Origin of the sequence: Serratia sp. JSRIV004, assembly GCF_019968705.1 — a bacterium.
In the GTDB taxonomy this organism is placed as follows: Bacteria; Pseudomonadota; Gammaproteobacteria; order Enterobacterales; family Enterobacteriaceae; genus Chania; species Chania fonticola_B.
In genome coordinates this window covers 5,902,819-5,922,494 of record NZ_CP074140.1, presented here as the reverse complement: position 1 = coordinate 5,922,494, position 19,676 = coordinate 5,902,819, and the positions used below count along the sequence as shown (strand labels likewise).

25 protein-coding genes are annotated in these 19,676 nt (G+C 53.9%); 8 read left to right on the top strand and 17 right to left on the bottom strand.

The features are described from left to right. Positions 1 to 30: 30 nt before the first annotated feature. The 6 genes from KGP21_RS28220 to KGP21_RS28195 all read right to left on the bottom strand — a co-directional run bounded on the left by KGP21_RS28220 (position 31) and on the right by KGP21_RS28195 (position 4,512). Positions 31 to 714 carry a M50 family metallopeptidase gene (locus tag KGP21_RS28220; RefSeq protein WP_223536682.1) on the bottom strand — a complete coding sequence of 228 codons (684 nt, stop codon included), beginning with the start codon at positions 712 to 714 and terminating at the stop codon, positions 31 to 33. A 136-nt stretch (positions 715 to 850) separates the two neighbouring features. Then, positions 851 to 3,619 (bottom strand): TOPRIM and DUF927 domain-containing protein, encoded by a 2,769-nt coding sequence (locus KGP21_RS28215; protein ID WP_223538552.1) that lies wholly within the window; start codon positions 3,617 to 3,619, stop codon positions 851 to 853. Then, entirely contained in the window at positions 3,619 to 3,918 is a 300-nt protein-coding gene (locus tag KGP21_RS28210) for a DUF4222 domain-containing protein (protein WP_223536680.1), read from the bottom strand. Before KGP21_RS28210 ends, KGP21_RS28215 begins: the two co-directional genes overlap by 1 nt. 4 nt (positions 3,919 to 3,922) lie before the next feature. Next, positions 3,923 to 4,141 (bottom strand): hypothetical protein, encoded by a 219-nt coding sequence (locus tag KGP21_RS28205; protein WP_223536679.1) that lies wholly within the window; start codon positions 4,139 to 4,141, stop codon positions 3,923 to 3,925. Continuing rightward, entirely contained in the window at positions 4,134 to 4,325 is a 192-nt protein-coding gene (locus KGP21_RS28200; RefSeq protein ID WP_223536677.1) for a hypothetical protein, read from the bottom strand. Before KGP21_RS28200 ends, KGP21_RS28205 begins: the two co-directional genes overlap by 8 nt. Further along, positions 4,318 to 4,512 carry a host cell division inhibitor Icd-like protein gene (locus KGP21_RS28195; RefSeq protein ID WP_223536674.1) on the bottom strand — a complete coding sequence of 65 codons (195 nt, stop codon included), beginning with the start codon at positions 4,510 to 4,512 and terminating at the stop codon, positions 4,318 to 4,320. The genes KGP21_RS28200 and KGP21_RS28195 overlap by 8 nt, the downstream gene beginning before the upstream one ends. A 196-nt stretch (positions 4,513 to 4,708) precedes the next feature. Here KGP21_RS28195 and KGP21_RS28190 point away from each other — a divergent pair, with 196 nt between their 5' ends. After that, positions 4,709 to 5,023 (top strand): YlcI/YnfO family protein, encoded by a 315-nt coding sequence (locus tag KGP21_RS28190; RefSeq protein ID WP_223536670.1) that lies wholly within the window; start codon positions 4,709 to 4,711, stop codon positions 5,021 to 5,023. A gap of 162 nt (positions 5,024 to 5,185) precedes the next feature. On the opposite strand, the gene KGP21_RS28185 is transcribed toward KGP21_RS28190, so the two are convergent. The 5 genes from KGP21_RS28185 to KGP21_RS28165 all read right to left on the bottom strand — a co-directional run bounded on the left by KGP21_RS28185 (position 5,186) and on the right by KGP21_RS28165 (position 9,430). Further along, a complete protein-coding gene (locus tag KGP21_RS28185) occupies positions 5,186 to 5,818 on the bottom strand; it encodes an ORF6N domain-containing protein (protein ID WP_223536667.1) in 633 nt (210 codons plus the stop codon). Continuing rightward, entirely contained in the window at positions 5,811 to 6,032 is a 222-nt protein-coding gene (locus tag KGP21_RS28180; protein WP_186529176.1) for an AlpA family transcriptional regulator, read from the bottom strand. Before KGP21_RS28180 ends, KGP21_RS28185 begins: the two co-directional genes overlap by 8 nt. Positions 6,033 to 6,135: 103 nt before the next feature. Beyond that, a complete protein-coding gene (locus KGP21_RS28175; protein ID WP_223536664.1) occupies positions 6,136 to 7,023 on the bottom strand; it encodes a hypothetical protein in 888 nt (295 codons plus the stop codon). Positions 7,024 to 7,118: 95 nt separating this feature from the next. Further along, positions 7,119 to 8,378, bottom strand: coding sequence for a site-specific integrase (locus KGP21_RS28170; protein ID WP_223536661.1), 1,260 nt, complete (start codon positions 8,376 to 8,378; stop codon positions 7,119 to 7,121). A 188-nt stretch (positions 8,379 to 8,566) separates the two neighbouring features. Further along, positions 8,567 to 9,430 carry a YicC/YloC family endoribonuclease gene (locus KGP21_RS28165; RefSeq protein ID WP_021181835.1) on the bottom strand — a complete coding sequence of 288 codons (864 nt, stop codon included), beginning with the start codon at positions 9,428 to 9,430 and terminating at the stop codon, positions 8,567 to 8,569. 126 nt (positions 9,431 to 9,556) lie between these two features. Between KGP21_RS28165 and rph the strand changes: the two genes are divergently transcribed. Then, positions 9,557 to 10,273, top strand: a complete 717-nt coding sequence (gene rph, locus KGP21_RS28160) for a ribonuclease PH (protein ID WP_037376445.1) — start codon at positions 9,557 to 9,559, stop codon at positions 10,271 to 10,273. 82 nt (positions 10,274 to 10,355) lie between these two features. After that, positions 10,356 to 10,997: an orotate phosphoribosyltransferase gene (pyrE, locus tag KGP21_RS28155; RefSeq protein WP_059199331.1), complete on the top strand. Its 642-nt coding sequence runs from the start codon at positions 10,356 to 10,358 to the stop codon at positions 10,995 to 10,997. Between the two features lie 34 nt (positions 10,998 to 11,031). Here pyrE and slmA read toward each other — a convergent pair whose 3' ends face one another. The 3 genes from slmA to coaBC all read right to left on the bottom strand — a co-directional run bounded on the left by slmA (position 11,032) and on the right by coaBC (position 13,539). Then, on the bottom strand, positions 11,032 to 11,628 hold the full coding sequence (gene slmA / locus KGP21_RS28150) for a nucleoid occlusion factor SlmA (RefSeq protein ID WP_094981571.1): 597 nt from the start codon (positions 11,626 to 11,628) through the stop codon (positions 11,032 to 11,034). A 257-nt stretch (positions 11,629 to 11,885) separates the two neighbouring features. Beyond that, the gene (gene dut / locus KGP21_RS28145) at positions 11,886 to 12,344 is read right to left on the bottom strand and encodes a dUTP diphosphatase (protein WP_039996197.1); all 459 of its coding nucleotides are present in this window, start codon (positions 12,342 to 12,344) and stop codon (positions 11,886 to 11,888) included. Further along, positions 12,322 to 13,539, bottom strand: coding sequence for a bifunctional phosphopantothenoylcysteine decarboxylase/phosphopantothenate--cysteine ligase CoaBC (coaBC, locus tag KGP21_RS28140; protein ID WP_021807279.1), 1,218 nt, complete (start codon positions 13,537 to 13,539; stop codon positions 12,322 to 12,324). The genes dut and coaBC overlap by 23 nt, the downstream gene beginning before the upstream one ends. A 183-nt stretch (positions 13,540 to 13,722) precedes the next feature. Between coaBC and radC the strand changes: the two genes are divergently transcribed. The 4 genes from radC (at position 13,723) to mutM (ending at position 15,976) form a co-directional block, all read left to right on the top strand. Beyond that, positions 13,723 to 14,406, top strand: coding sequence for a DNA repair protein RadC (gene radC, locus KGP21_RS28135; protein WP_024527869.1), 684 nt, complete (start codon positions 13,723 to 13,725; stop codon positions 14,404 to 14,406). A gap of 265 nt (positions 14,407 to 14,671) precedes the next feature. After that, on the top strand, positions 14,672 to 14,908 hold the full coding sequence (rpmB, locus tag KGP21_RS28130; RefSeq protein WP_004931195.1) for a 50S ribosomal protein L28: 237 nt from the start codon (positions 14,672 to 14,674) through the stop codon (positions 14,906 to 14,908). 11 nt (positions 14,909 to 14,919) lie between these two features. After that, positions 14,920 to 15,087 carry a 50S ribosomal protein L33 gene (gene rpmG, locus KGP21_RS28125; protein ID WP_004392084.1) on the top strand — a complete coding sequence of 56 codons (168 nt, stop codon included), beginning with the start codon at positions 14,920 to 14,922 and terminating at the stop codon, positions 15,085 to 15,087. 79 nt (positions 15,088 to 15,166) lie between these two features. Further along, positions 15,167 to 15,976, top strand: a complete 810-nt coding sequence (mutM, locus tag KGP21_RS28120) for a bifunctional DNA-formamidopyrimidine glycosylase/DNA-(apurinic or apyrimidinic site) lyase (protein WP_094981573.1) — start codon at positions 15,167 to 15,169, stop codon at positions 15,974 to 15,976. Here the strand turns inward: mutM and coaD are convergent, their stop codons facing one another. The 3 genes from coaD to waaA are packed head-to-tail and all read right to left on the bottom strand — an operon-like array spanning position 15,977 to position 18,517. Continuing rightward, positions 15,977 to 16,462: a pantetheine-phosphate adenylyltransferase gene (coaD, locus tag KGP21_RS28115; protein WP_021807277.1), complete on the bottom strand. Its 486-nt coding sequence runs from the start codon at positions 16,460 to 16,462 to the stop codon at positions 15,977 to 15,979. Positions 16,463 to 16,465: 3 nt separating this feature from the next. After that, complete coding sequence (locus KGP21_RS28110) at positions 16,466 to 17,239, bottom strand: glycosyltransferase family 2 protein (RefSeq protein ID WP_021807276.1); 774 nt, start codon at positions 17,237 to 17,239, stop codon at positions 16,466 to 16,468. After that, a complete protein-coding gene (gene waaA, locus KGP21_RS28105) occupies positions 17,240 to 18,517 on the bottom strand; it encodes a lipid IV(A) 3-deoxy-D-manno-octulosonic acid transferase (RefSeq protein ID WP_223536658.1) in 1,278 nt (425 codons plus the stop codon). It abuts the gene before it with no gap. A gap of 123 nt (positions 18,518 to 18,640) precedes the next feature. Between waaA and KGP21_RS28100 the strand changes: the two genes are divergently transcribed. Continuing rightward, the gene (locus KGP21_RS28100; protein WP_094981576.1) at positions 18,641 to 19,654 is read left to right on the top strand and encodes a glycosyltransferase family 9 protein; all 1,014 of its coding nucleotides are present in this window, start codon (positions 18,641 to 18,643) and stop codon (positions 19,652 to 19,654) included. Positions 19,655 to 19,676 lie beyond the last annotated feature (22 nt).

The following is a 19,676-nucleotide window of genomic DNA, read 5'->3' as shown; positions in this document are numbered from 1 at the left end:
TAACTGATTGATAATCATCCTAACGCTCAACTACGATGCGATATTATCCATATCCTGTAGGCTGATAACGGTAGGGAATGGATGGTCAATCATACCCATAATAGCGATAAAATAACTCGGAGGAATGTGTGATTTATTCTCAATAATTTTTGCCAGCGCGATCACTTCCCACCACTTCATTTGCACAAAGCTATAGCACCGGGTAAGTGACTTATCTTGGATGTCTTCGGCTTCTTCCTGTGTTGCTCCTACCGCCAGCAATACTTTTTTCAAGTCTGAAATGCTCTCCATATCAGACTTTCCTGATGTGTTCATTAGTTCGCCTATTTCCACACCAGAATAAATAGACTCGGCCACGATGCCTGACATGGCGATGATTATATCAATAGTCGCCTGTGTCTTTATGTCTCTAACTTGGTCGGGATCGGTGCGCTCCCGTAGTGATAGGTTTTGAATGTCGTCCAGGGTTCTCGGTGTTACACCCTGCCACTGGGTTACGGCAACACAGTCCGCCACCAGCCCCATTGATGTTTTCGCTTTTCTCGCCCCATCCGCTGCCGCTATTTCAATATTGCTCCGACCTGTAAACCATGCTGCCACCGCGTGACCAGCTTCATGTATTGCCGTTCGGCGGCTAATTTTGGGCTGTGAACTAAATTCAATGACCACACTCATGGGTTGATCTCCATCTGATTTATTATTTTGTTGGTTCAAAACGCCCCTTTGTTGGTTCAGTGTTGGTTCAAAAACGGCACTTCTAAAAAATAATTACCTTTAAAAACAACCGTATTTACAAATTGAACCAACTGAACTAACTGAACCAACATGTTTTTCTCGCACGTAGAGAAAATTAATCCTCCCCCTGGTCGTTCTCTGGCAGGTGGTGGATCACGTAAACGTTGATTTGACGTCCATTGATGCGCGGTGATTTCCGCTGATAGCCCCGGCCACTGGCTGGCGGTGTCAGCATCCCGGCCTCTGCCAGCGCCTTGGCAAAATGCTTTGAGTTGAACCCTCGCGCTATCTCCCCCTCGAACGCAGCAGGAAACGTGTAGAACACCATGGTGTCACAATCATGTTTGCCTCTGTCCCAGTACCCGGCCAAATCACGAATAGGCAGGCTCTGCGGGTCATAGGGAAGCGGCGCGAACCTGCTAAATCCATAGGCATTCAAGAAAGCTTCGGTTGCCTCAATGGCCTGTTGGTGTTCTTTGTTGCCGGTACCGAACTCTTTGATCCAGGCGTTGAAGTTGTGCTGTATTGCGTCCCGGCATTCCTGCGCATCCCAGCCAGTGACAGACCGCCCGAACAACAGGGCCGCTTCCAGTACCGCAAACCGTGCAGCAACACGGTGGACCTGTTCGCCGTAGTCTGCCGGTATCAGCGAACGCCAGCGGCTCTCTGCCTCTCTGACGGCAGCAATGGCCTGTTGCTGGTGGTCGGCAAGGTACTTGATCCAGAAACGCCCTGCGGCCCCGTGGTGGCTTTGGTAGGCGTCTTTCAATGCGTCAGCGTGGGCTTTGCCGTTCGCCGTTTCGTGGTGTTGCTGCGATTTCTCCAGCGGGATATTCAGCAGGCGCACCAACTGGCCCGCCTTCACCTTGCGGCCTGTTGAGGCGATAAAGGTTTCAATGTCCATTTCCCCGGTACTGAGGGCCACGGTTCGCCAGCGCTTCAAATCACGGTTGCCGCCTTCTTTGGCCCCCTGCAGCTTTCCGACACCGTTAAACAGGGTGTAAGCCGATTTCGCCACGCTATCCGGATCAGCACCTTGACCCACCTCATCAAGCGGCATCAGGCCGTCATTGTGCGCGGCGGCTTCGTTGGCAATACCCAGCGCGGTACCGAACCATGTCAGGCGCAAGGCGTCCGGCTCACCGTATAGGCTGCTGGCGATATTGGCGGTGGTGGTCTTACCGGCGCTGGATTGCTCGTAGAAGTGGATACCGAACCCGTCAGCACCGGCCAGCCCAATGAGTGGCGCAGCCAGTGCCGCACCGATACCGGCCATCATGGAGGGGTTGCCACGGGCAAGGCGTGCCACCGAGTTGCGCCAGCTCTCTGGCGTTCCCTTGACGGTGTACCCGGCAGCGGCCGCACTGCGACCATTGAACAGCACCGGCCTTGTAGGCGTACCGATGATTTGCCCGTCCGGCATGATGTACGCGCCACACTGCCAGCCGGTGGCCTGCGCTACGCGCCAGATATCGCAGGAGCCGCCACGCTGCAACCAGTCGGCCAGGGTGGCCCTGAGTGCGGTTTTCGTGGTTACGTTCACCCCGCCCGCTTTCAGCGTGCGCCAGCCCTCCCGCTCACCAATATCAGCCAGGGGAACGGCGGCGGTTGTCGGTAGTTTTTCCCCGGCAGGGTGCCAGCGGATAATCAGGTATTGGTCTTTGTCGTCCCTGCCGGTACCGATAACCTCAAGGGGGGAACATAGCCAGCTTTCATAGTTGATCACCTCACCACTGTCTCTATCCACCTTCGGCGTTATCCAGAAAACGCCATCTTTTCGGCTGACGACGTGAGGCCTGAGTGGATCGCGCTGGCTACCGGCGTGTTTTTCTTCTCCCGCGGCTTTGGGTTGATAGAGCGAATCATTAAATGCCCGCTCTGCGGCCTCTGTGCCGTTCTGCTGGCGGTAGTCATCCCAGTCGGCTTTATGCTCTGTCGGTGGCAAAGACACCCAGCCAGAAACAGCGCTGGCGGCTTTCTCTGCGCCTATCTTCCCGCTGTTCCTCCTCGGCTTGCCGTGTTCGTCCAGCTCACCCGGTGCGTGCCAATCGTTATCCCCGGCAATGATGATCTGCACATCGGGATACTTCCGGCGCATTACCTCCGCAACGTGCAGAAGATTACCGGCATCGATCGCGACCACCGTCAGCGCATCCGGGCGCATCAGGTGAGCTGTGAGAGTGGTTGCCAGCCCTTCGGCAATAATGACCGCCTGCGGATGCTCTGGCCCGCCTGCCAAGGTATGGAATGCGCCACGTTTGGCCCCGTCCGTCACCTGCCGCTTTTCGCCGGTTGGCGTAATGGTCTGCGCTGCCGTCACCGCGCCGCTTTCGTCGGTCAATTCCACCAGCAACCGGCCATCAGGCAGAATGGGGAAGGTGAAGCCGGTCAGCCCTTTAGCCGCAAGGTAGGCCGATCCCCCCATCGCGGCGCTATTGCATAACGCGGTATAGCGGCGATTGAACCGCTGGCGCTTCTGCTCCAGTTCAGTGGCTTCCGCCTGCTGGCGCTCCAGTTCCCGGCGCTGCCGCTCCACCTCCACAGTGGCTTTATTTTGGCTGGTGGTATTCGGCAAGGTTTCCGCCACCGGGAAAGAAACCCCCGCTGGGTTGGCCACCAGCTCGGCGGCCGCCATTACAGTAATACCATGAGCCCGAGCAATCAGGTCGAGGCCATCACCGTGGCTTGGTTCGTCGCACTGGCGGCAATGCCATTCACCGCCACCGTGGTCATCAATAAAGTGAAAGCGATCGGTACCGCCACAAATTGGGCAGGCGCCATGCTTGCCACGCCCCGGCACGGTGACACCGCAAGAAGGCAGCAACGTTGACCAACTGCCATCAGCGGCACGCTTTACCTCACGAATAAAATCCAGACGGTTGATCACGGGTGCTGTCTCCTTTCGCGAATAACCTTTTTCAACTTTTCTATTTTTTCGGATACGGGCGTTTTGCTGCACCATTCCGTAATCGTTTCGCCCCTTACCCGTTTAAATTCACGCTCGAACCGCTCAGGCGTGCAGATGCAGGGATTTTGATAACCGTCGCGTAAATAGGTCACGCGGTTGTAGGCGTAATCTGTAACAGTGATTTGGACGCCTCGGCCATCGCGGTAAATATCCCCTGGGCGGATTTCAGGGTGAGCGGATCCCCCGGATGCTGGTCCGGTATTTATTTTTTTCATGGTTTTATTCCCCGCTATTCGGTTCGATTATGGGTTCAACTCGCCATCCGGCACGGCGTGCCAACTCGATAAAGCCTTCCAGATTTAACAGGTGATAACTTTCATGTATGCGCAGATCGGAAATAAGGCGTCCTTGCTCCATATGCAGCAAGACTCTGCCAGAGAACTCAGGGGATACATGCAAACTTACGTCGCATACGCATTGAGGGATCTGGTTATGCATGGCGTACCTCCACAACCTCGGCGGAAACTTCCTCGGTGGCGGTTACGCCATCCGGTCTACATACCCAGCGCATGCCCTGAGCGGCTTTCTCAGCACCGCAATAGGTTTTATAACGGCGGCGGCAGGTTTCTACCGTTGTTTTACCGGTGCGGTGGTTCGTGGTGGTGACGATGATTTTAAACATGGCTCACCTCCCGTACTGGCAGACGGCCAGCGAACAGCAGGACATAGCGGCCAGCCAGAAAAGAACGGGCTTCGCGCTCGGTGGCGGCTGTTACCTGCTCGCGGTGAGGTAAGGCCTGTGGATTGGCACGAACTACGGCCAAAAACAGGAAGGTGAAGCGCTGCGGCGCTGTGGTAATATTTGACATGGCTACCTCGATACTGATTCTATCGTTGTGGTTAGAGGCCCGGTTAGTGTTGACGCACTGCCGGGCTTCGCCGTTTTTTGCCACCTGAACACTCATGGTGTGATTTAAATTAAGTTTAACTGAATCACAGGTCAAGTGTTTTCTGTGATTCATTTTCGTGTATACTGAATCACAGTCAGTTATCAGGAGAATGTACGTGGCAAAGAACACCATCAACGACAAATCAAAACAGATCTCTATCCGCATTCCCCATGACGTCATGGATGACATGGATGCAGTTAAGTGCGCGGACGAGAGCACCGCCGGGTTTATTGTCGCAGCCATGCGCGGGGAGATAACCAGGCGCCAGACAGATGGCGCGACAGAAAACCACCTGCTTTCGTCGCTCGATGCGCTGGAGCAAGTCGAAGCGATCGGCGTTACTGCCAGTGAGGAAATTAACCGGCTGATCAGCGTGGCGCGTGAAGAACTACAGCGCCGCAAAGCAAAGCAGGGAACGCCAGAAAGTTGAGTTTTGTTCAGGTGATACCAAAGGGCGGGGGCGCAATCCTCGCCTTTTTTTATTGGGGCCGATCCACCAGCTGCACGGCAACGGATGCCAGCCAGGGGAAGGGATTTTTTCTGGCCGGTGCTATTCATAGATGTATGGCGCTGCCGGGTAGTGTCACTGAAATTATTCATCGGCATAATCCCCGGTATCGGCAACCTCAATTTGTCCTCGCTCCCGCACAAACCTTGTCGCCGGACGCAGTTTTTTAAGCTCATCGCGACGCAGGCGCATAGCTGCGCTGCCTTTCTGCCCGTGCTGGGTAAATGACTCGCGTTCGATCTCTGCAATCAGGTTTTGTGCCTGCGGCAATGGCATTTCAATCAGTTCAGCAGCATCAGGAACGCGCACCTTATGCAGTTCTGGGAATTGGGGAATGTGCCGAAAATAGGCTTTGACTAACTGGCGCTGTACCTGCCAAGCCAAATCATCGTTGAAAGGCTTCGTTAACAGCAGATAGCCAGATTCAGTAATCAACGTGACCTTCCCGCGAATCGGAATGGCACTGTTCAATTCTTTGCCTGGGCGTTTCATGCCCCTGGCTAAGCAACCAGTATTCGCCCAATCTACTTTTGACGCGGCAACGATAAAAAAATCTTCCCCCTCAATAAATCGGGCGCGGTTGCGTTTAAAAGCTTTCCGGGCTGTATCTTTGGGCCGCTGGTGGGCTATATCCACCATAGCGAATGTGACCACTCGCTGCCCCTGGAACTCCACCAGCGGCACACGGTTGTTGTGTACGGTGATGACGCTACGCATTGCTAGACTCCCGCCGTGCATCCAGCCAACGATTGATTTCTACTGCGTCGAAAGCTGTGATTTTCTCGCCTAACTTAACCGGGCGCGGCAATGTGCCGTTTTTAACTTTGCGGTCGATGGTAGCAACGCTAACGCCCAGCATTTCAGCTAGGCGAAAGCGGCGGATATAGCCGGTGGTGGGAATTGCGACTTGTGTCTTTTGTGCTGTGGTCATAGCCCGTAACCCCTTGTTGGTGGTTGTTGAGTCGTTACGGGGTAATGATTGAAAGAATGAGATGGAAAGTCATCGCAGCGAAAAATGGATTTTCGGTGCGAAATTAACTATCTGTTTTATATACCTTATTTGATTGAGCAAAATAATCATCAATTTCTCGAGGCTTCAATGATTTTCTGTTCTCTATCATTTCAGCTTTAAGCGCATCCTGAGTCCATCTTTTGCTTTTTGTTGGGGTGTTTTTTATTGAGTAAATGATTGCTCCAATAATTTCAAGGCTTCCATTTAGAGAAATGTTTAAGTCATTTTGGTCATTTTCTATCTGACTTTTTTCGAAGGCTTCAATATTTAACCTACGGAAAACAAATTCAACATTTCCTAATCCATCAGCGGGGTAAAATACCGAGGAGTGGTTTTTTTCATTAATAAATCTTCCGTTTTTCTTGTCAAATAAACTGATTTTTCCGTGTTCGTTTGTCTTGTATTCGATGTCGTTATGATCAAATGGTTCTATTATATTTATAAAACCATCCCCGCAGTGAAGTAAAGGCCCGTCCATATTAATGAGTGTGGCGGGCTCTCTCCCTTGCAACATTGAGCAAAGATGAAGCACATCAAGGCGTTCCGCTCCCATCATTGGTAAATCGTAAACCCCATGTGATACTTTAAACACATCACCGTACTGAACTATTTCCTTTTGGTTAGCATGACTTTTTAAGCCATTTTCCGCAGTTTTTATCATTTCCTCTGAGAATTTACCTGTATCTTTCATAAATTCTACAAATCCATATAATAGCTCTGAACCAATAATTTCTTCTTTGCAACGTATCCCAAACTTAGATTTCTCTATTAATACAGATATTTTTATGTGTCCATCTAAGGCGAGCTGTAAACAATCTGCAACAGACACGGCTTCCTGAAAGGAAGTGGTTAATCGTCTGGATGTTTCTTCCAGAGTTAGCCATTCTTTTAATTTAAATAATTTATTCATCACGCCACCTTTGACGCCATGCCTTAAAAAGTGATTGAGCCAGGCGGTAAGGCTTTCCGCTTTTCGCCCCGTCGGACTAGGCTCAATCTGTTCGGTTACTTAGCTTTTTTGATTGGTGTCACGTTGTAGCCTTCGCCACGCTCCAAAGCCACCAGCAATGCCGCCCACTGCGCCAGTGCTGCTTTGCGCTCGTCAAAGTATTGATGCCGGTTGTAGATGCCCTCTACGCCCCTTATACGGTGATTCAGGCAGCGTTCAGCCACAACAGGATCAACGCCCAACGCTGCAAGGTGAGTCCGTGCCGTGCGGCGGAAGTCGTGAATGGTGTAGTTTGGCACATCTGGCATTTCTGCCCGTACCTTTGCCAGTGCCACAGGTAGGGTGCTTTCCTGTATGTGGGGAATCATTCTGTTTTGCATCTTTCTGGCTGGCAGTACCCAGGCGCTATTGCATGAGAACGTGTGAAGTTCTCTCAACCATTCAACCGCTGGTGGCGGTAATGGGATGTCGATGGCGTCACCGTTCTTGCTGCGTTCCTCTGGTAGATGCCAGATAGCAGCATCTAGATCGAATTCTTCCCACCGTGCCGCGCATAGCTCCATCTTGCGCACACATAAGGCCAACAATAACTTGAATGTGAGTTCGTTTTGCCTACTGAATCCCTTGGCGGTTCGCATAGCCTGGAACAGTCGGATCAGTTCGTCACGGGTTAACCACCTGTCACGCGCTATCTCTTTCCCGCCAGCGTCGGAAACCTCGAAGGCCGAGCAAGGGTTAATCTCCAATGCATGGCGCTTGATGCCGTAATCGAATATGCGGCGCGTCCATCTTAAGACGTCGGTTGCTATGGTCGGTGCTCCACGATCAACGATAGCTTTTAGCATGTCGTCAATGTGGCGCGGTTTAACGTCTTCCACCTTCATGCTACCAATGTGCGGGTTTATATCCTTGTCGATGCGGCGGCGCAGTATGTCGGGGTGCTTCCAGCGTGGCAGGATCTGGCGTTCAAAGTATTCAGCGGCCAGCCCTGATACTCGCATCGCGTGCTTCTCCTGCTCCATCTTTTCCAGCGCTTCGGATTTACGTTCCTGCTTCTCTCCGGCCACGTCATAACCCAGGGCAACGCGGGCTGAAAGCTCTTTGACTGTCTCCCGCGCTTTAGCCAACGACAGTTCTGCATAGGAGCCGATCATCATTACCCGTGACTTTCCGGCAAATTTATACCGGAAGCGCCAAACCGGCGTTTGATAGCTTTCCCGATAGGAAAGATAAAGCCCATTGCCGTCTGAGCGGCCTTCAAATCGTTCTCCGGCCTTTATCCATGCGCGGATCTGCATGTCTGTTAGTTTTGGCATCATGAAGCCCTGAGTATTGAATGGAGGGGTGTACACCTAGTCGTGTACATCTAATGCTAGGGGTACACCCAGGTGTACACGGTAATGATGCGCTTTCTTGATTCTTTATGCTAGCTCATGACAACAAAAAAGCCCGCTGTTTGGCGGGCCTTCTGGTTTTTTGCTGCTTCTTGATTCTTCCTGAATACTTACTCGATATTCTGAATTTGCTCGCGCATCTGCTCAATCAGCACCTTCAGCTCAATCGCTGAGGTAGTCACTTCGGCATTGATCGACTTGGACGCCAGCGTATTCGATTCGCGATTGAATTCCTGCATCATAAAGTCGAGGCGACGGCCAACGGCTTCTTTCTTCTTCAGGATGTTGTGCGTCTCTTTGACGTGCGCTTCCAGGCGGTCCAGCTCTTCGGCGACGTCGATACGCTGTGCCATCAGCACCAGTTCCTGCTCCAGGCGAGTGTTTTCCAGCTGTACCTGGGCTTCTTCCAGCTTGCTGACCAAACGTTCGCGCTGCCATTGCAGGATATTAGGCATCTGGGCGCGGACTTTGATCACTTCGGCGCTCACGCCGTCGAGGCGTTGCTCGATCAGGGCTTTCAGCGCGGTGCCTTCGCTTTCGCGTGCCACGATGAAATCATCCAGTGCGCCTTCCAGCGCCTGCATCAGCTCGTTGCTGATGAGGTCCAGATCCTGTTCCTGAGCGGACATCACGCCCGGCCAGCGCAGGACGTCGATCGGATCGATTTCTCCTTCGTCGCTCTGCATTTTGACCCAGTTAGCGGCTTCAACCAGCTGCTTGGCCAGTTTTTCGTTCAGGATCATCGAGCTTTGCGCGCTTGGGTCGAGCTCAAAGCGCAGGTTGCACTCCACTTTGCCACGCGTCAGGCGGCCACGGATACGCTCGCGGATCACTGGCTCGAGGCTACGGAACTGCTCAGGCAGACGGATGTAGGTTTCTAAGTAGCGTTGGTTAACGGAACGCAGCTCCCAAGCTGCGCTGCCCCATTCACCCTTGATTTCACGCCGGGCGTAGGCGGTCATGCTGCGGATCATTGTGCGTACCCGTAAATAGGAAAAGATGGAACGATTATAGCGTCGCACCTGCGGGCAGGATAGGCATAACGTCACGAAGCCCGTATAATGCGCAGCCAAACGTTAATAAGAAGCCGGAGAGAGCCCATGCGTCCTGCAGGCAGAGCACCACAACAAGTTCGCCCCCTGACACTGACCCGTCACTACACGAAACACGCTGAAGGTTCAGTGCTGGTTGAGTTTGGCGATACCAAAGTTTTGTGCACCGCCACGGTAGAAGAGGGCGTTCCGCGCTTCTTGAAAGGCCAAGGGCAAGGGTGGATCACCGCAGAATACGGCATGTTGCCGCGTTCTACCCACAGCCGTAATGCCCGCGAAGCGGCCAAAGGCAAGCAGGGTGGCCGTACGTTGGAGATCCAGCGTCTGATCGCTCGTTCACTGCGTGCCGCAGTGGATCTGAAAAAGCTCGGTGAGTTCACCATCACTCTGGACTGCGATGTGCTGCAAGCCGATGGCGGTACCCGTACCGCTTCCATCTCCGGAGCCTGTGTGGCGCTGGCCGATGCGCTGAATGCGCTGGTTGCCGCCGGTAAACTGAAAGCCAACCCGATGAAAGGGCTGGTGGCTGCGGTTTCAGTCGGTATCGTTGGCGGCGAAGCGCTGTGCGATCTGGAGTATGTGGAAGATTCCGCCGCAGAAACCGATATGAACGTGGTGATGATGGAAGATGGCCGCATGATCGAGGTGCAAGGCACCGCCGAGGGTGAGCCGTTCAGCCACGATGAGCTATTGGCGCTACTGGCGCTGGCCCGAGGGGGCATCGAAACCATCTTCCAGGCGCAGAAAGCGGCGCTGGCAGACTGATTTTTAAAGGCGACCAAGCAGTCGCCTTTTTTATGCCCGGAAAATAGAACCAAAGTTATCGACCCAATTAGGAGAAGCAGTAATGAAAGCCTACCAGCGCCAGTTTATCGAGTTTGCGCTCCGCAAGCAGGTATTGAAATTCGGCGAGTTCACCCTGAAATCCGGCCGTACCAGCCCCTATTTCTTCAATGCCGGCCTGTTTAATACCGGGCGTGATCTGGCGCTGTTAGGGCGTTTTTATGCCGAAGCGCTGGTGGATTCCGGCATCGAGTTCGATCTGCTGTTTGGCCCAGCCTACAAAGGTATCCCGATCGCGACCACCACCGCAGTGGCATTGGCAGAACATCACAATCTCGATGTGCCTTATTGCTTCAACCGTAAGGAAGCCAAGGAACATGGTGAAGGCGGTACGCTGGTAGGCAGCCCGTTGCAGGGGCGTGTGATGCTGGTAGATGACGTGATCACCGCCGGGACGGCCATCCGCGAATCGATGGAAATTATCAGTGCCCATAACGCCAGCCTGGCAGGTGTGCTGATTTCTCTCGATCGTCAGGAACGTGGCCGTGCCGACATTTCTGCAATCCAGGAAGTGGAGCGTGATTATCACTGCAAAGTGATCTCGATTATTACGCTCAAGGAGTTGATTGCTTACCTGGAAGAGCAGCCGGAAATGGCCGAAAGCCTAGTGGCCGTGAAGGCATATCGCGAGCAGTACGGGGTTTAAAATAATAGCGCCGGGTTGAACCCGGCGATACTTGTTACTGCAGTTGCGCCGCTAACAGCGGCCAGCGTGCATCAAAATCCTGCGTTGGGCGGTAGCGGAATTCAGAGCGAATATAGCGCGACAGCATCCCTTCACAAAAAGCCAGGATCTGGCTGGCCAGCAAGGTCTCATCGACGATAAAGCCCTTTCCTTCCCGTAGCTTACGTTCCTTCAACACCTGACGCAGTTGCGCTTCAATCCGCTCGAACAGCTGGTTGATCCTGCCCTGCAGGCGATCCTGCTCAAACATCAGCGCGTGGCCGGTCATGATCCTGGTCAGGCCTGGGTTGAGTTCTGCAAACCCCAGTACCAACAATACAATCAGGCGTAGGCGGTTGAACGTCTCTTTTTCATCCTGCAAGATCAGGTTGATGCGCGTTATCAGGCTATCTTCAATAAACTCGATCAGGCTATCAAACATCCGCGTCTTGCTGGGGAAATGCCGATAAAGGGCAGCCTCAGAGACACCAACGTTTGCGGCAAGCTTGGCTGTGGTAATGCGCTGGCTGCCGTCGCTGGATTCCAGCATCTGGGCTAACGCCTGCAATATCTCCTCACGCCGATTCCTTTTGGTATTTTCTTTTTCTGCCATGTTTGATTAGACCCTTGCTAAAACGGCTTATCCCCTCAATCTCTTCGGGTATAGATTTGCGAAAACCCGCGCACCGGCCGTTGCAGAGTAAACTCTGTGCGGCTTATAAGATCGCTGTTGTACGGTGTAATGGCTAACAGGTCTTTCAGACCCTTATTCTCCGTGCGTTACTCTCAATTGCCAGACCAACCGTGCCGCATTGCAAGCGGCGCGGTTGCAGGCGCCATCCCTGTAAATCATTCGGTTACGGGCAGGTTCTATTGGCGACCGGAGTGGCCAAAACCACCGGTACCCCGTTCGCTGCTATCGAACTCTTCCACCAGATTAAACTCGGCTTGCACTACCGGCACAAATACCATCTGTGCGATGCGTTCACCCGGCTCGATAGTGAAGGATTTCTGGCCACGGTTCCATACGGATACCATCAGTTGGCCCTGATAATCGGAATCGATCAGGCCAACCAGGTTACCCAGCACGACGCCGTGCTTATGGCCCAGACCGGAGCGCGGCAGGATCACTGCAGCAAGACCGGTATCGGCGATGTGGATAGCCAGGCCGGTAGGCAGCAGGGTGGTTTCGCCTGGTGCCAGCTCAACCGCGCTGTCCAGACAGGCACGCAGATCAAGCCCGGCAGAGCCTGGGGTGGCATAGGTCGGCAGTGGGAAATCTTGACCGATACGTGGGTCAAGGATCTTAACGTCGATTTTTTTCATCATAACGGCTGACTATCTCGTCTAGTAAACGTTGGCCAAGGAGTGCCTTGTCGCTATGCGGCAGGCGCTTGTCTCCATCCTGCCAAAAAAGATGCAGGGCATTGGTATCACTGTTAAAACCGTGCTCTGCAAGCGATACATCGTTAGCGCAGATTAAATCCAGTTTTTTACGCAGTAGTTTTTGTCGCGCATATTCTTCCACATTCTGGGTTTCAGCCGCAAACCCGACGACAAAGGGACGATTTTTGCTCATCGCGGCAACGCCCGCGACAATATCTGGATTCTTGATCATCTTGAGGATGATTTCATCACCCTGCTTTTTGATTTTCTCATCGGCAATCTGTTCTGCCCGGTAATCCGCCACGGCAGCGCAGGAGATAAAGATGTTCTGCTGCGCGGCGTGCTGTTGTACCGCTTGCTGCATTTCCAGCGCGCTGACGACATCCACACGGGTTACCCAAGGCGGCGTAGGCAGGCTGACTGGCCCGGCGACCAACGTGACTTGCGCACCGCGAGCGGCGGCGGCCTTGGCGATAGCAAAACCCATCTTGCCGGAGCTGTGGTTGCTGACGAACCGCACCGGATCCAGTGCCTCACGGGTGGGGCCTGCGGTGATCATAATCTTTAAATGTTGCAGATCCTGCGGCGCAGAGAAATGAGCGTTAGCCAGTTCCACTATCGCCAACGGATCCAGCATGCGGCCAGGCCCGATATCACCACAGGCTTGGCTACCGCTGTCAGGCCCCCACAGCAGCACACCACGCCCTTGTAGGGTCTGTAGATTGGCCTGAGTGGCGGCTGCGCGATACATCTGTTGGTTCATGGCCGGTGCTGCCGCGATCGGAGCATCGGTAGCCAGGCAGACCGTGGTCAGCAGATCGTTGGCCATGCCGGCGGCAACGCGGGCCAGCAGATCGGCGGTGGCCGGAGCCAGGATCACCAGATCGGCCCATTTGCCCAATTCAATATGGCCCATGGCAGCTTCTGCTGCGGGATCCAGCAGATCGTCGAAAACCGGATAGCCGGAAACGGCCTGCAGCGTCAGTGGGGTAATGAAGGCTTTGGCAGCGCTGGTCATCACCACTCTTACCTCGGCGCCTCTGTCGCGCAGGCGGCGCACCAGCTCAGGGCATTTGTAAGCGGCGATACCGCCACTGATGCCAAGCACAATATGTTTGCCGGAAAGTCCCGTCATCATGATTGTCCGATTGAAATCCGAAAGAGGCGGACATTTTAGCATAACCGCTGCCAGGTGGAGCGATTCTGCTGTGTATGCAGCCAGTTACATGCGGGTTTTCGTAACACTTCGCAATATTATCAATCACCTGTCGCACGATGAAATTCCCCGTGACATGCTGCTGTAGCAGGCAGGGAGGTGGCAATGAGCAATCAGGATATGTCGTTATGGCCTGGGGCTTTGGCACCCAGGGAAAAATTGATGCGTGATGGTGCTGCGGCGCTCTCCGATAGGGAGTTGTTGGCAATTTTCTTGCGAACCGGGCTACCTGGGGTTCACGTCTCACAGCGGGCCGAACAGTTGCTGACGCACTTTGGTTCGCTGTATCACTTGGTTTCGGCGGACTACGAACAGTTTCATAGTCAGAAAGGGTTGGGGATTGCCACCTATGCGCAGCTGCAGGCAATTTCCGAATTGGCCTTCCGGCTGTTTTCCGGCCCCCATTTGCTGGAAAACGCGCTGCTGAACCCGAAAATTACCCAGCATTATCTGCACAGTTTGCTGGCTCACCACGAGCGAGAGGTGTTTTTAGTGTTGTTTTTAGACAATCAGCACCGGGTTATTCGCCATCAGGAGATGTTTGCTGGTACCATCAACAGCGTCGTTGTCCACCCAAGAGAAATTGTGCGTGCGGCGTTGAAGGCTAATGCAGCAGCCCTCATTCTGGCGCATAATCACCCTTCGGGTAAGGCTGAACCCAGTCACGCCGACCGTTTGATAACCGAGCAAGTGGTTAATGCCTGCCGGTTATTGGAGATCCGAGTGCTCGATCATTTGGTGATAGGCCGGGGTGAATGCGTCTCTTTTGCCGAGCGCGGATGGCTATAAGCAACTTTTTCGCGATCCTTGAGGGATCTTTAGCTGTTCGGGACTTGAGCACTTACGCTTCAGAGCGTATACTACGCCACCTTTGAGAATCTTGGGTTTGGCGTTAAGAGCCTATCTCAGCAGGTTTCCAACCTGATGTGAGGTTTCTGACCTGATGACGAGAGTCTCCTCAGTATGAAGTTTGCTGAGATGGGCTCTAAAAGCCTGACGAGGCGGCCATACCCTATACGAAGCTCGAGCTGATTTGATTTTTGGAGAATAAGACATGTCACGAGTCTGCCAAGTTACTGGCAAGCGCCCGGTGAGCGGTAACAACCGTTCCCACGCAATGAACGCGACCAAACGCCGTTTTCTGCCTAACCTGCACTCACACCGTTTTTGGGTTGAGGCTGAGAAGCGCTTTGTAACTCTGCGTGTATCTGCTAAAGGTATGCGTGTTATCGATAAGAAGGGTATTGAGACGGTCTTGGCCGATCTGCGTGCCCGTGGTGAGAAGTATTAAGGAACTGCATCATGGCTAAAGGTGTTCGCGAGAAGATCAAGCTGGTTTCTTCTGCTGGTACTGGTCACTTCTATACCACCACGAAGAACAAGCGTACTAAGCCGGAAAAATTGGAACTGAAGAAATTCGATCCAGTTGTCCGTCAACACGTGATCTACAAAGAAGCTAAAATTAAATAATTTTAGTGGATTAATGAAAACCCGGCCTCGGCCGGGTTTTTTCATTTTATAGGGGTTGCAAACGGAGAGGGAGCCAGTCATGCCTGAATTACCAGAAGTCGAAACCAGCCGCCGTGGTATCGAGCCTTATCTTGTTGGCCATACCATCCAGTATGCGATGGTGCGTAACGCTCGCCTGCGTTGGCCGGTCTCCGAGCAGATCCTGGCGCTGAGCGATCGGCCGGTGCGCAGCGTACAGCGCCGTGCCAAGTATCTGCTGATCGAGTTGGACCACGGCTGGATTATCGTGCATCTGGGGATGTCTGGCAGCTTGCGTATGCTGGCAGAGGAAATCGAGCCAGGTAAGCATGACCACGTCGATCTGGTGATGAGCAACGGTTTTATCCTGCGCTACACCGACCCGCGCCGCTTTGGTGCCTGGCTATGGTGTGACGATCTGGCCGCCAGCAACGTGTTGGCTCATCTTGGCCCGGAACCGCTGGGTGAAGAGTTCAATGGCGCCTACCTGTACGAGAAGTCCCGTAATAAGCGTACGCTGATCAAGCCTTGGTTGATGGATAACAAGCTGGTGGTTGGCGTGGGGAATATCTATGCCAGCGAATCGCTGTTTACCGCCGGGATCCTGCCAGATCGTCAGGCGGGATCCTTGACCAAGGCGCAGGCGGATCTGTTGGCCGAAACGATCAAGGCGGTGTTGCTGCGTTCAATTGAACAAGGGGGAACAACGCTGCGTGACTTCCTGCAGTCGGACGGTAAGCCGGGGTATTTCGCGCAGGAACTGCAGGTCTATGGCCGGGCAGGTGAACCTTGCCGCGCCTGTGGCACACCGATCGAGAGCGCCAAACACGGGCAGCGCAGCACCTTCTTCTGCCGCCGCTGCCAGCGATGATTACTGCGCGGCCAGCTTTTCCATCAGCGCTTTGGTGACGACATCCGGCAAGAACGGTGCGATGTCGCCGCCATGGCGTGCCACTTCCTTCACCAAGGAAGAAGAGATAAATGACCACTGCTCGGAAGGCATCAGAAACACGCTTTCCAACGTTGGCATCAGATGGCGGTTCATGTTCGCCAGCTGCAATTCATATTCAAAGTCGGATACCGCACGCAGGCCGCGTATCAGAATATTGGCGTTCTGATGGGCGGCGAAGTGCGCCATCAACTCGCTGAACCCCAGCACCTCGACGTTATCCAGATGAGAGGTCACCTGCGTGGCCAGGGCAACGCGTTCTTCCAGCGAAAACAGCGGTTTTTTGCTCGAACTGGCGGCAATGGCCAGGATCACGTGATCAAACATCAGTGAGGCTCGGGTGACCAGGTCCAAATGGCCGTTGGTCATTGGATCGAAGGTACCTGGGTAGATGGCTTTGCTGCTCATGGTTTACTTCTCTGAATAGTTGCGGCCCAATGCCCACAGTGCGGCATATTTATTGAAGGTATATTGCGCGTTGACCACGGCTAACAGCAAGCCCTGTTTGCCGTCGAGGAAACCGGCCCGCAGCAGCCAGGTTTTGCAGAACGCTCCCAGCGTGTGGGTGAGGATCGACAGATAACCGCAGCGCTTACCGGCCTGGTGGCGTTGGATTGCCCACTGCTCGGCGTAATGCAGCTGTTTGCGCTGGAAGGCAAAAAAGTCACGGCAGGTCAGGTGCAGCAGATCGCCTTGCAGCGGCACGACTTTTGCACCGCCGGTGTTGAGGGATTCATGGACCAGGTCGTCGTTATAGCGATAGCGCTGATTGGCATACAGCCGGTTGACCCGATCGGGATACCAGCCGCTGTGGCGCATAAAGCGGCCAAGAAACAGGTTACGGCGGCCCAGGCTGTAGACGACGTTATCGTCGGCGTTGGCTAATACCTGCTCAATGGAGTGGCGCAATTCTGGCGTGACGCGCTCGTCGGCGTCGATCATCAGCACGTAATCCTGAGTGGCGTAGCTTTGTGCTTTCTGCCGCTGCTTGCCGAAGCCTTGCCAGTCGGTATGGACAAACACTTTGGCACCCAGACTTTCCGCCAAAGCGACGGAACCGTCGGTACTGCCGGAATCTAGCACAATGATTTCATCAGCCCAGGCGACCGATTGCAGGCACTCGCTCAGCAACTCGGCTTCGTTTTTGGCGATCATCACTACCGACAGGCTGTTACGGTGGCTCATTCAGTGGCTCCGTGGCGGCAGGTGTGGCTCCAACAACTGCAGCAGGCGCTGCAACGCCCCCTGGTTCTGATACAGCACTTCAACCGCGTGGCGGCCGTAATAGCGGCGATAATCTTCATCGGTCAGCAGCGTTTCTATCTCTTTCACCAAGGAATCGATATCGCTGATGGTGATCATCCCGCCTGCTTCGGAGAGTTTGGCGCAGATATCTTTGAAGTTGAAGGTATGTGGGCCCATCAACACCGGAATGGCATGGGCTGCCGCTTCCAGGGGATTATGTCCCCCGCGCTCAACCAGGCTGCCACCGACGAAGGCCAGATCGGCAATGCCGTACAGCAGCATTAGTTCGCCCATGGTATCGCCAATCACCACCTGCGTGCTGCCGGAAGGGATTTCGCCGCTGCTGCGGGTGGTGTAACTGAAGCCCGCTTTTTGCGTCAGCTCTTTGGCGGTTGGGAAGCGCTCCGGATGGCGTGGCACCAGGATAAGTAATAGGTCGGGGTGCTTTTCCAGCAGCCGGCGGTGGGCTTCCAGCAGAATGGTTTCTTCACCTTCGTGAGTGCTGGTGGCGATCCACACCGGGCGGCGTGGTGCCCATTGGCGGCGTAGCGTAACGGCTCTGGCCGCCAGCTCTGGCGTTACGGAGATATCGAACTTCAGGCTGCCGGTGACGGTCAGCTGTGAACGCTTCAGGCCCAGTTCGATAAAGCGCTCGCCGTCTTCCTGATTTTGCGCAGCGATCAGAGTAATGCGGCGCAGGATATCACGGATAAAACCGCCGATTTTCTTGTAGCCAGCCGCCGAACGGGCGGAAAGGCGCGCGTTGGCAATCACCAGCGGGATTTGGCGCTGGTGCAGGGCGTTAATCAGGTTGGGCCACAGCTCGGTTTCCATGATGATCACCAGCTTGGGATCCACCTGGTCGAGGAAACGGCGCATCGAACCCGGCAGATCGTAAGGCAGGTAGACATGATGCACATCTTTACCGAAAGCTGACTGCACCCGTTCGGAACCCGTTGGCGTCATTGTGGTCACAGTAATCGGCAGGTAAGGGTAACGATGGCGCAGGGCGCGAACCAGAGGGATCGCCGCCAGGGTTTCGCCAACAGAAACGGAATGCAGCATAATGCCGCCCGATACTACTTTCCCGGCGCAGAAACCATAGCGTTCCGCCCAGCGTTTACGGTAGGCTGGTGCTTTGCGGCTGCGCAGCAGTAAGCGGAGCCAGATCAGGGGTTGGATAAGGTAGAGTAGTACCTGATATAAACGGAGCAGCATTCTATCAATTTCATTTATATGGGTTATCCAGAATAGTACCATAACCGGAAGGGAAAGGCGCTAACTTGGTGGCTCGGTGTCAGGTTGGGACAACAGGCGAGAGATGTCGCCGATAGGTTTGTAATGAAGAATATTTTAATTATCCGCCGCGACAATATTGGCGATCTCGTGTGTACCACCCCGCTGATTGAAGGGGTGAAAACCGCTTACCCTGACGCCAACCTCTATCTGCTTATCAATAAAGTCAGCCAGGATGTGGTGAAAAATAACCCGCATCTCACCAAGGTTTTTGTTTATAAGAAGGCCAAACACAAGGCTAAGAATGAGACCACCCTTGGGGTCTATTTTGAACGGCTGATGATATTTTTGCAGCTGAGAAAAATTAAGTTTGATGCGGCTATTCTGGCTAATCCGGTACCGTGCAAATATAGCCTGCGCCTGGCAAAAATGGCCGGGGTTAAAAATATTATCGGTGCAGATCTTGGTACCAGTGAAATTCATCACCCTTTCCGCGCGGCGGATTTTCACGGCAAGCATCAGGTGGAACACACCTTCAGCTACCTGTCTGCCATCACCGATCGCTCCATTGCCATTCCTCCGGTGAAGGTCTTCCTCACTGCGGAAGAACAGCACCAAGCGCAGCAACGTTTACACAGTCTGCTGCCCCCGGTTGAGCGGGTATTTGCCGTGCATATCAGCAGCCGCAGTCCGAAACGGCGCTGGCCCATTGAGCGCTACGCCGAAATCATCAACCGCCTGATTGCCGATCCTACCACTGGCGTGCTGATCTTCTGGTCACCACAGGGAACGCTAACGCCTGATGACATCGGCGATCAAAAGCGGGCGGAGCAGCTGTTGGCTGGCTGCCAGAACGAAAGGGTAGCGCTTTACCCAACAGCATCGGTACGCGAGTTACTGGCCGGTTTCGAGCTATGCGACAGGGTGCTGTGCAGCGACGGTGGCCAGATGCATCTGGCCGCGGCACTGAATAAAAGCATGGTGGTCTTCTTTGGCGATACGGATAAAGAGTCTTGGCATCCGTGGAGCGGACAATATCGGATCCTGCAAACCGAGTCGGGTGATTGCGTCGATGTTACCGTCGATGAGGTGTGGCAAGAAATACAGGCCTTGAATTAATTAACAACCAGGCAGGGTAAAC

Coding starts and splice junctions, on each gene's coding strand:
- mutM (WP_094981573.1), top strand. CDS start 15,167: ATGCCTGAATTACCAGAAGTCGAAACCAGCCGCCGTGGTATCGAGCCT.
- KGP21_RS28185 (WP_223536667.1), bottom strand. CDS start 5,818: ATGCGTAGCGTCATCACCGTACACAACAACCGTGTGCCGCTGGTGGAG.
- KGP21_RS28180 (WP_186529176.1), bottom strand. CDS start 6,032: ATGACCACAGCACAAAAGACACAAGTCGCAATTCCCACCACCGGCTAT.
- slmA (WP_094981571.1), bottom strand. CDS start 11,628: ATGGCAGAAAAAGAAAATACCAAAAGGAATCGGCGTGAGGAGATATTG.
- rpmB (WP_004931195.1), top strand. CDS start 14,672: ATGTCACGAGTCTGCCAAGTTACTGGCAAGCGCCCGGTGAGCGGTAAC.
- KGP21_RS28200 (WP_223536677.1), bottom strand. CDS start 4,325: ATGTTTAAAATCATCGTCACCACCACGAACCACCGCACCGGTAAAACA.
- KGP21_RS28175 (WP_223536664.1), bottom strand. CDS start 7,023: ATGAATAAATTATTTAAATTAAAAGAATGGCTAACTCTGGAAGAAACA.
- KGP21_RS28210 (WP_223536680.1), bottom strand. CDS start 3,918: ATGAAAAAAATAAATACCGGACCAGCATCCGGGGGATCCGCTCACCCT.
- KGP21_RS28100 (WP_094981576.1), top strand. CDS start 18,641: ATGAAGAATATTTTAATTATCCGCCGCGACAATATTGGCGATCTCGTG.
- KGP21_RS28170 (WP_223536661.1), bottom strand. CDS start 8,378: ATGCCAAAACTAACAGACATGCAGATCCGCGCATGGATAAAGGCCGGA.
- coaD (WP_021807277.1), bottom strand. CDS start 16,462: ATGAGCAGCAAAGCCATCTACCCAGGTACCTTCGATCCAATGACCAAC.
- KGP21_RS28165 (WP_021181835.1), bottom strand. CDS start 9,430: ATGATCCGCAGCATGACCGCCTACGCCCGGCGTGAAATCAAGGGTGAA.
- radC (WP_024527869.1), top strand. CDS start 13,723: ATGAGCAATCAGGATATGTCGTTATGGCCTGGGGCTTTGGCACCCAGG.
- rpmG (WP_004392084.1), top strand. CDS start 14,920: ATGGCTAAAGGTGTTCGCGAGAAGATCAAGCTGGTTTCTTCTGCTGGT.
- pyrE (WP_059199331.1), top strand. CDS start 10,356: ATGAAAGCCTACCAGCGCCAGTTTATCGAGTTTGCGCTCCGCAAGCAG.
- waaA (WP_223536658.1), bottom strand. CDS start 18,517: ATGCTGCTCCGTTTATATCAGGTACTACTCTACCTTATCCAACCCCTG.
- KGP21_RS28110 (WP_021807276.1), bottom strand. CDS start 17,239: ATGAGCCACCGTAACAGCCTGTCGGTAGTGATGATCGCCAAAAACGAA.
- KGP21_RS28205 (WP_223536679.1), bottom strand. CDS start 4,141: ATGCATAACCAGATCCCTCAATGCGTATGCGACGTAAGTTTGCATGTA.
- KGP21_RS28195 (WP_223536674.1), bottom strand. CDS start 4,512: ATGTCAAATATTACCACAGCGCCGCAGCGCTTCACCTTCCTGTTTTTG.
- dut (WP_039996197.1), bottom strand. CDS start 12,344: ATGATGAAAAAAATCGACGTTAAGATCCTTGACCCACGTATCGGTCAA.
- rph (WP_037376445.1), top strand. CDS start 9,557: ATGCGTCCTGCAGGCAGAGCACCACAACAAGTTCGCCCCCTGACACTG.
- coaBC (WP_021807279.1), bottom strand. CDS start 13,539: ATGATGACGGGACTTTCCGGCAAACATATTGTGCTTGGCATCAGTGGC.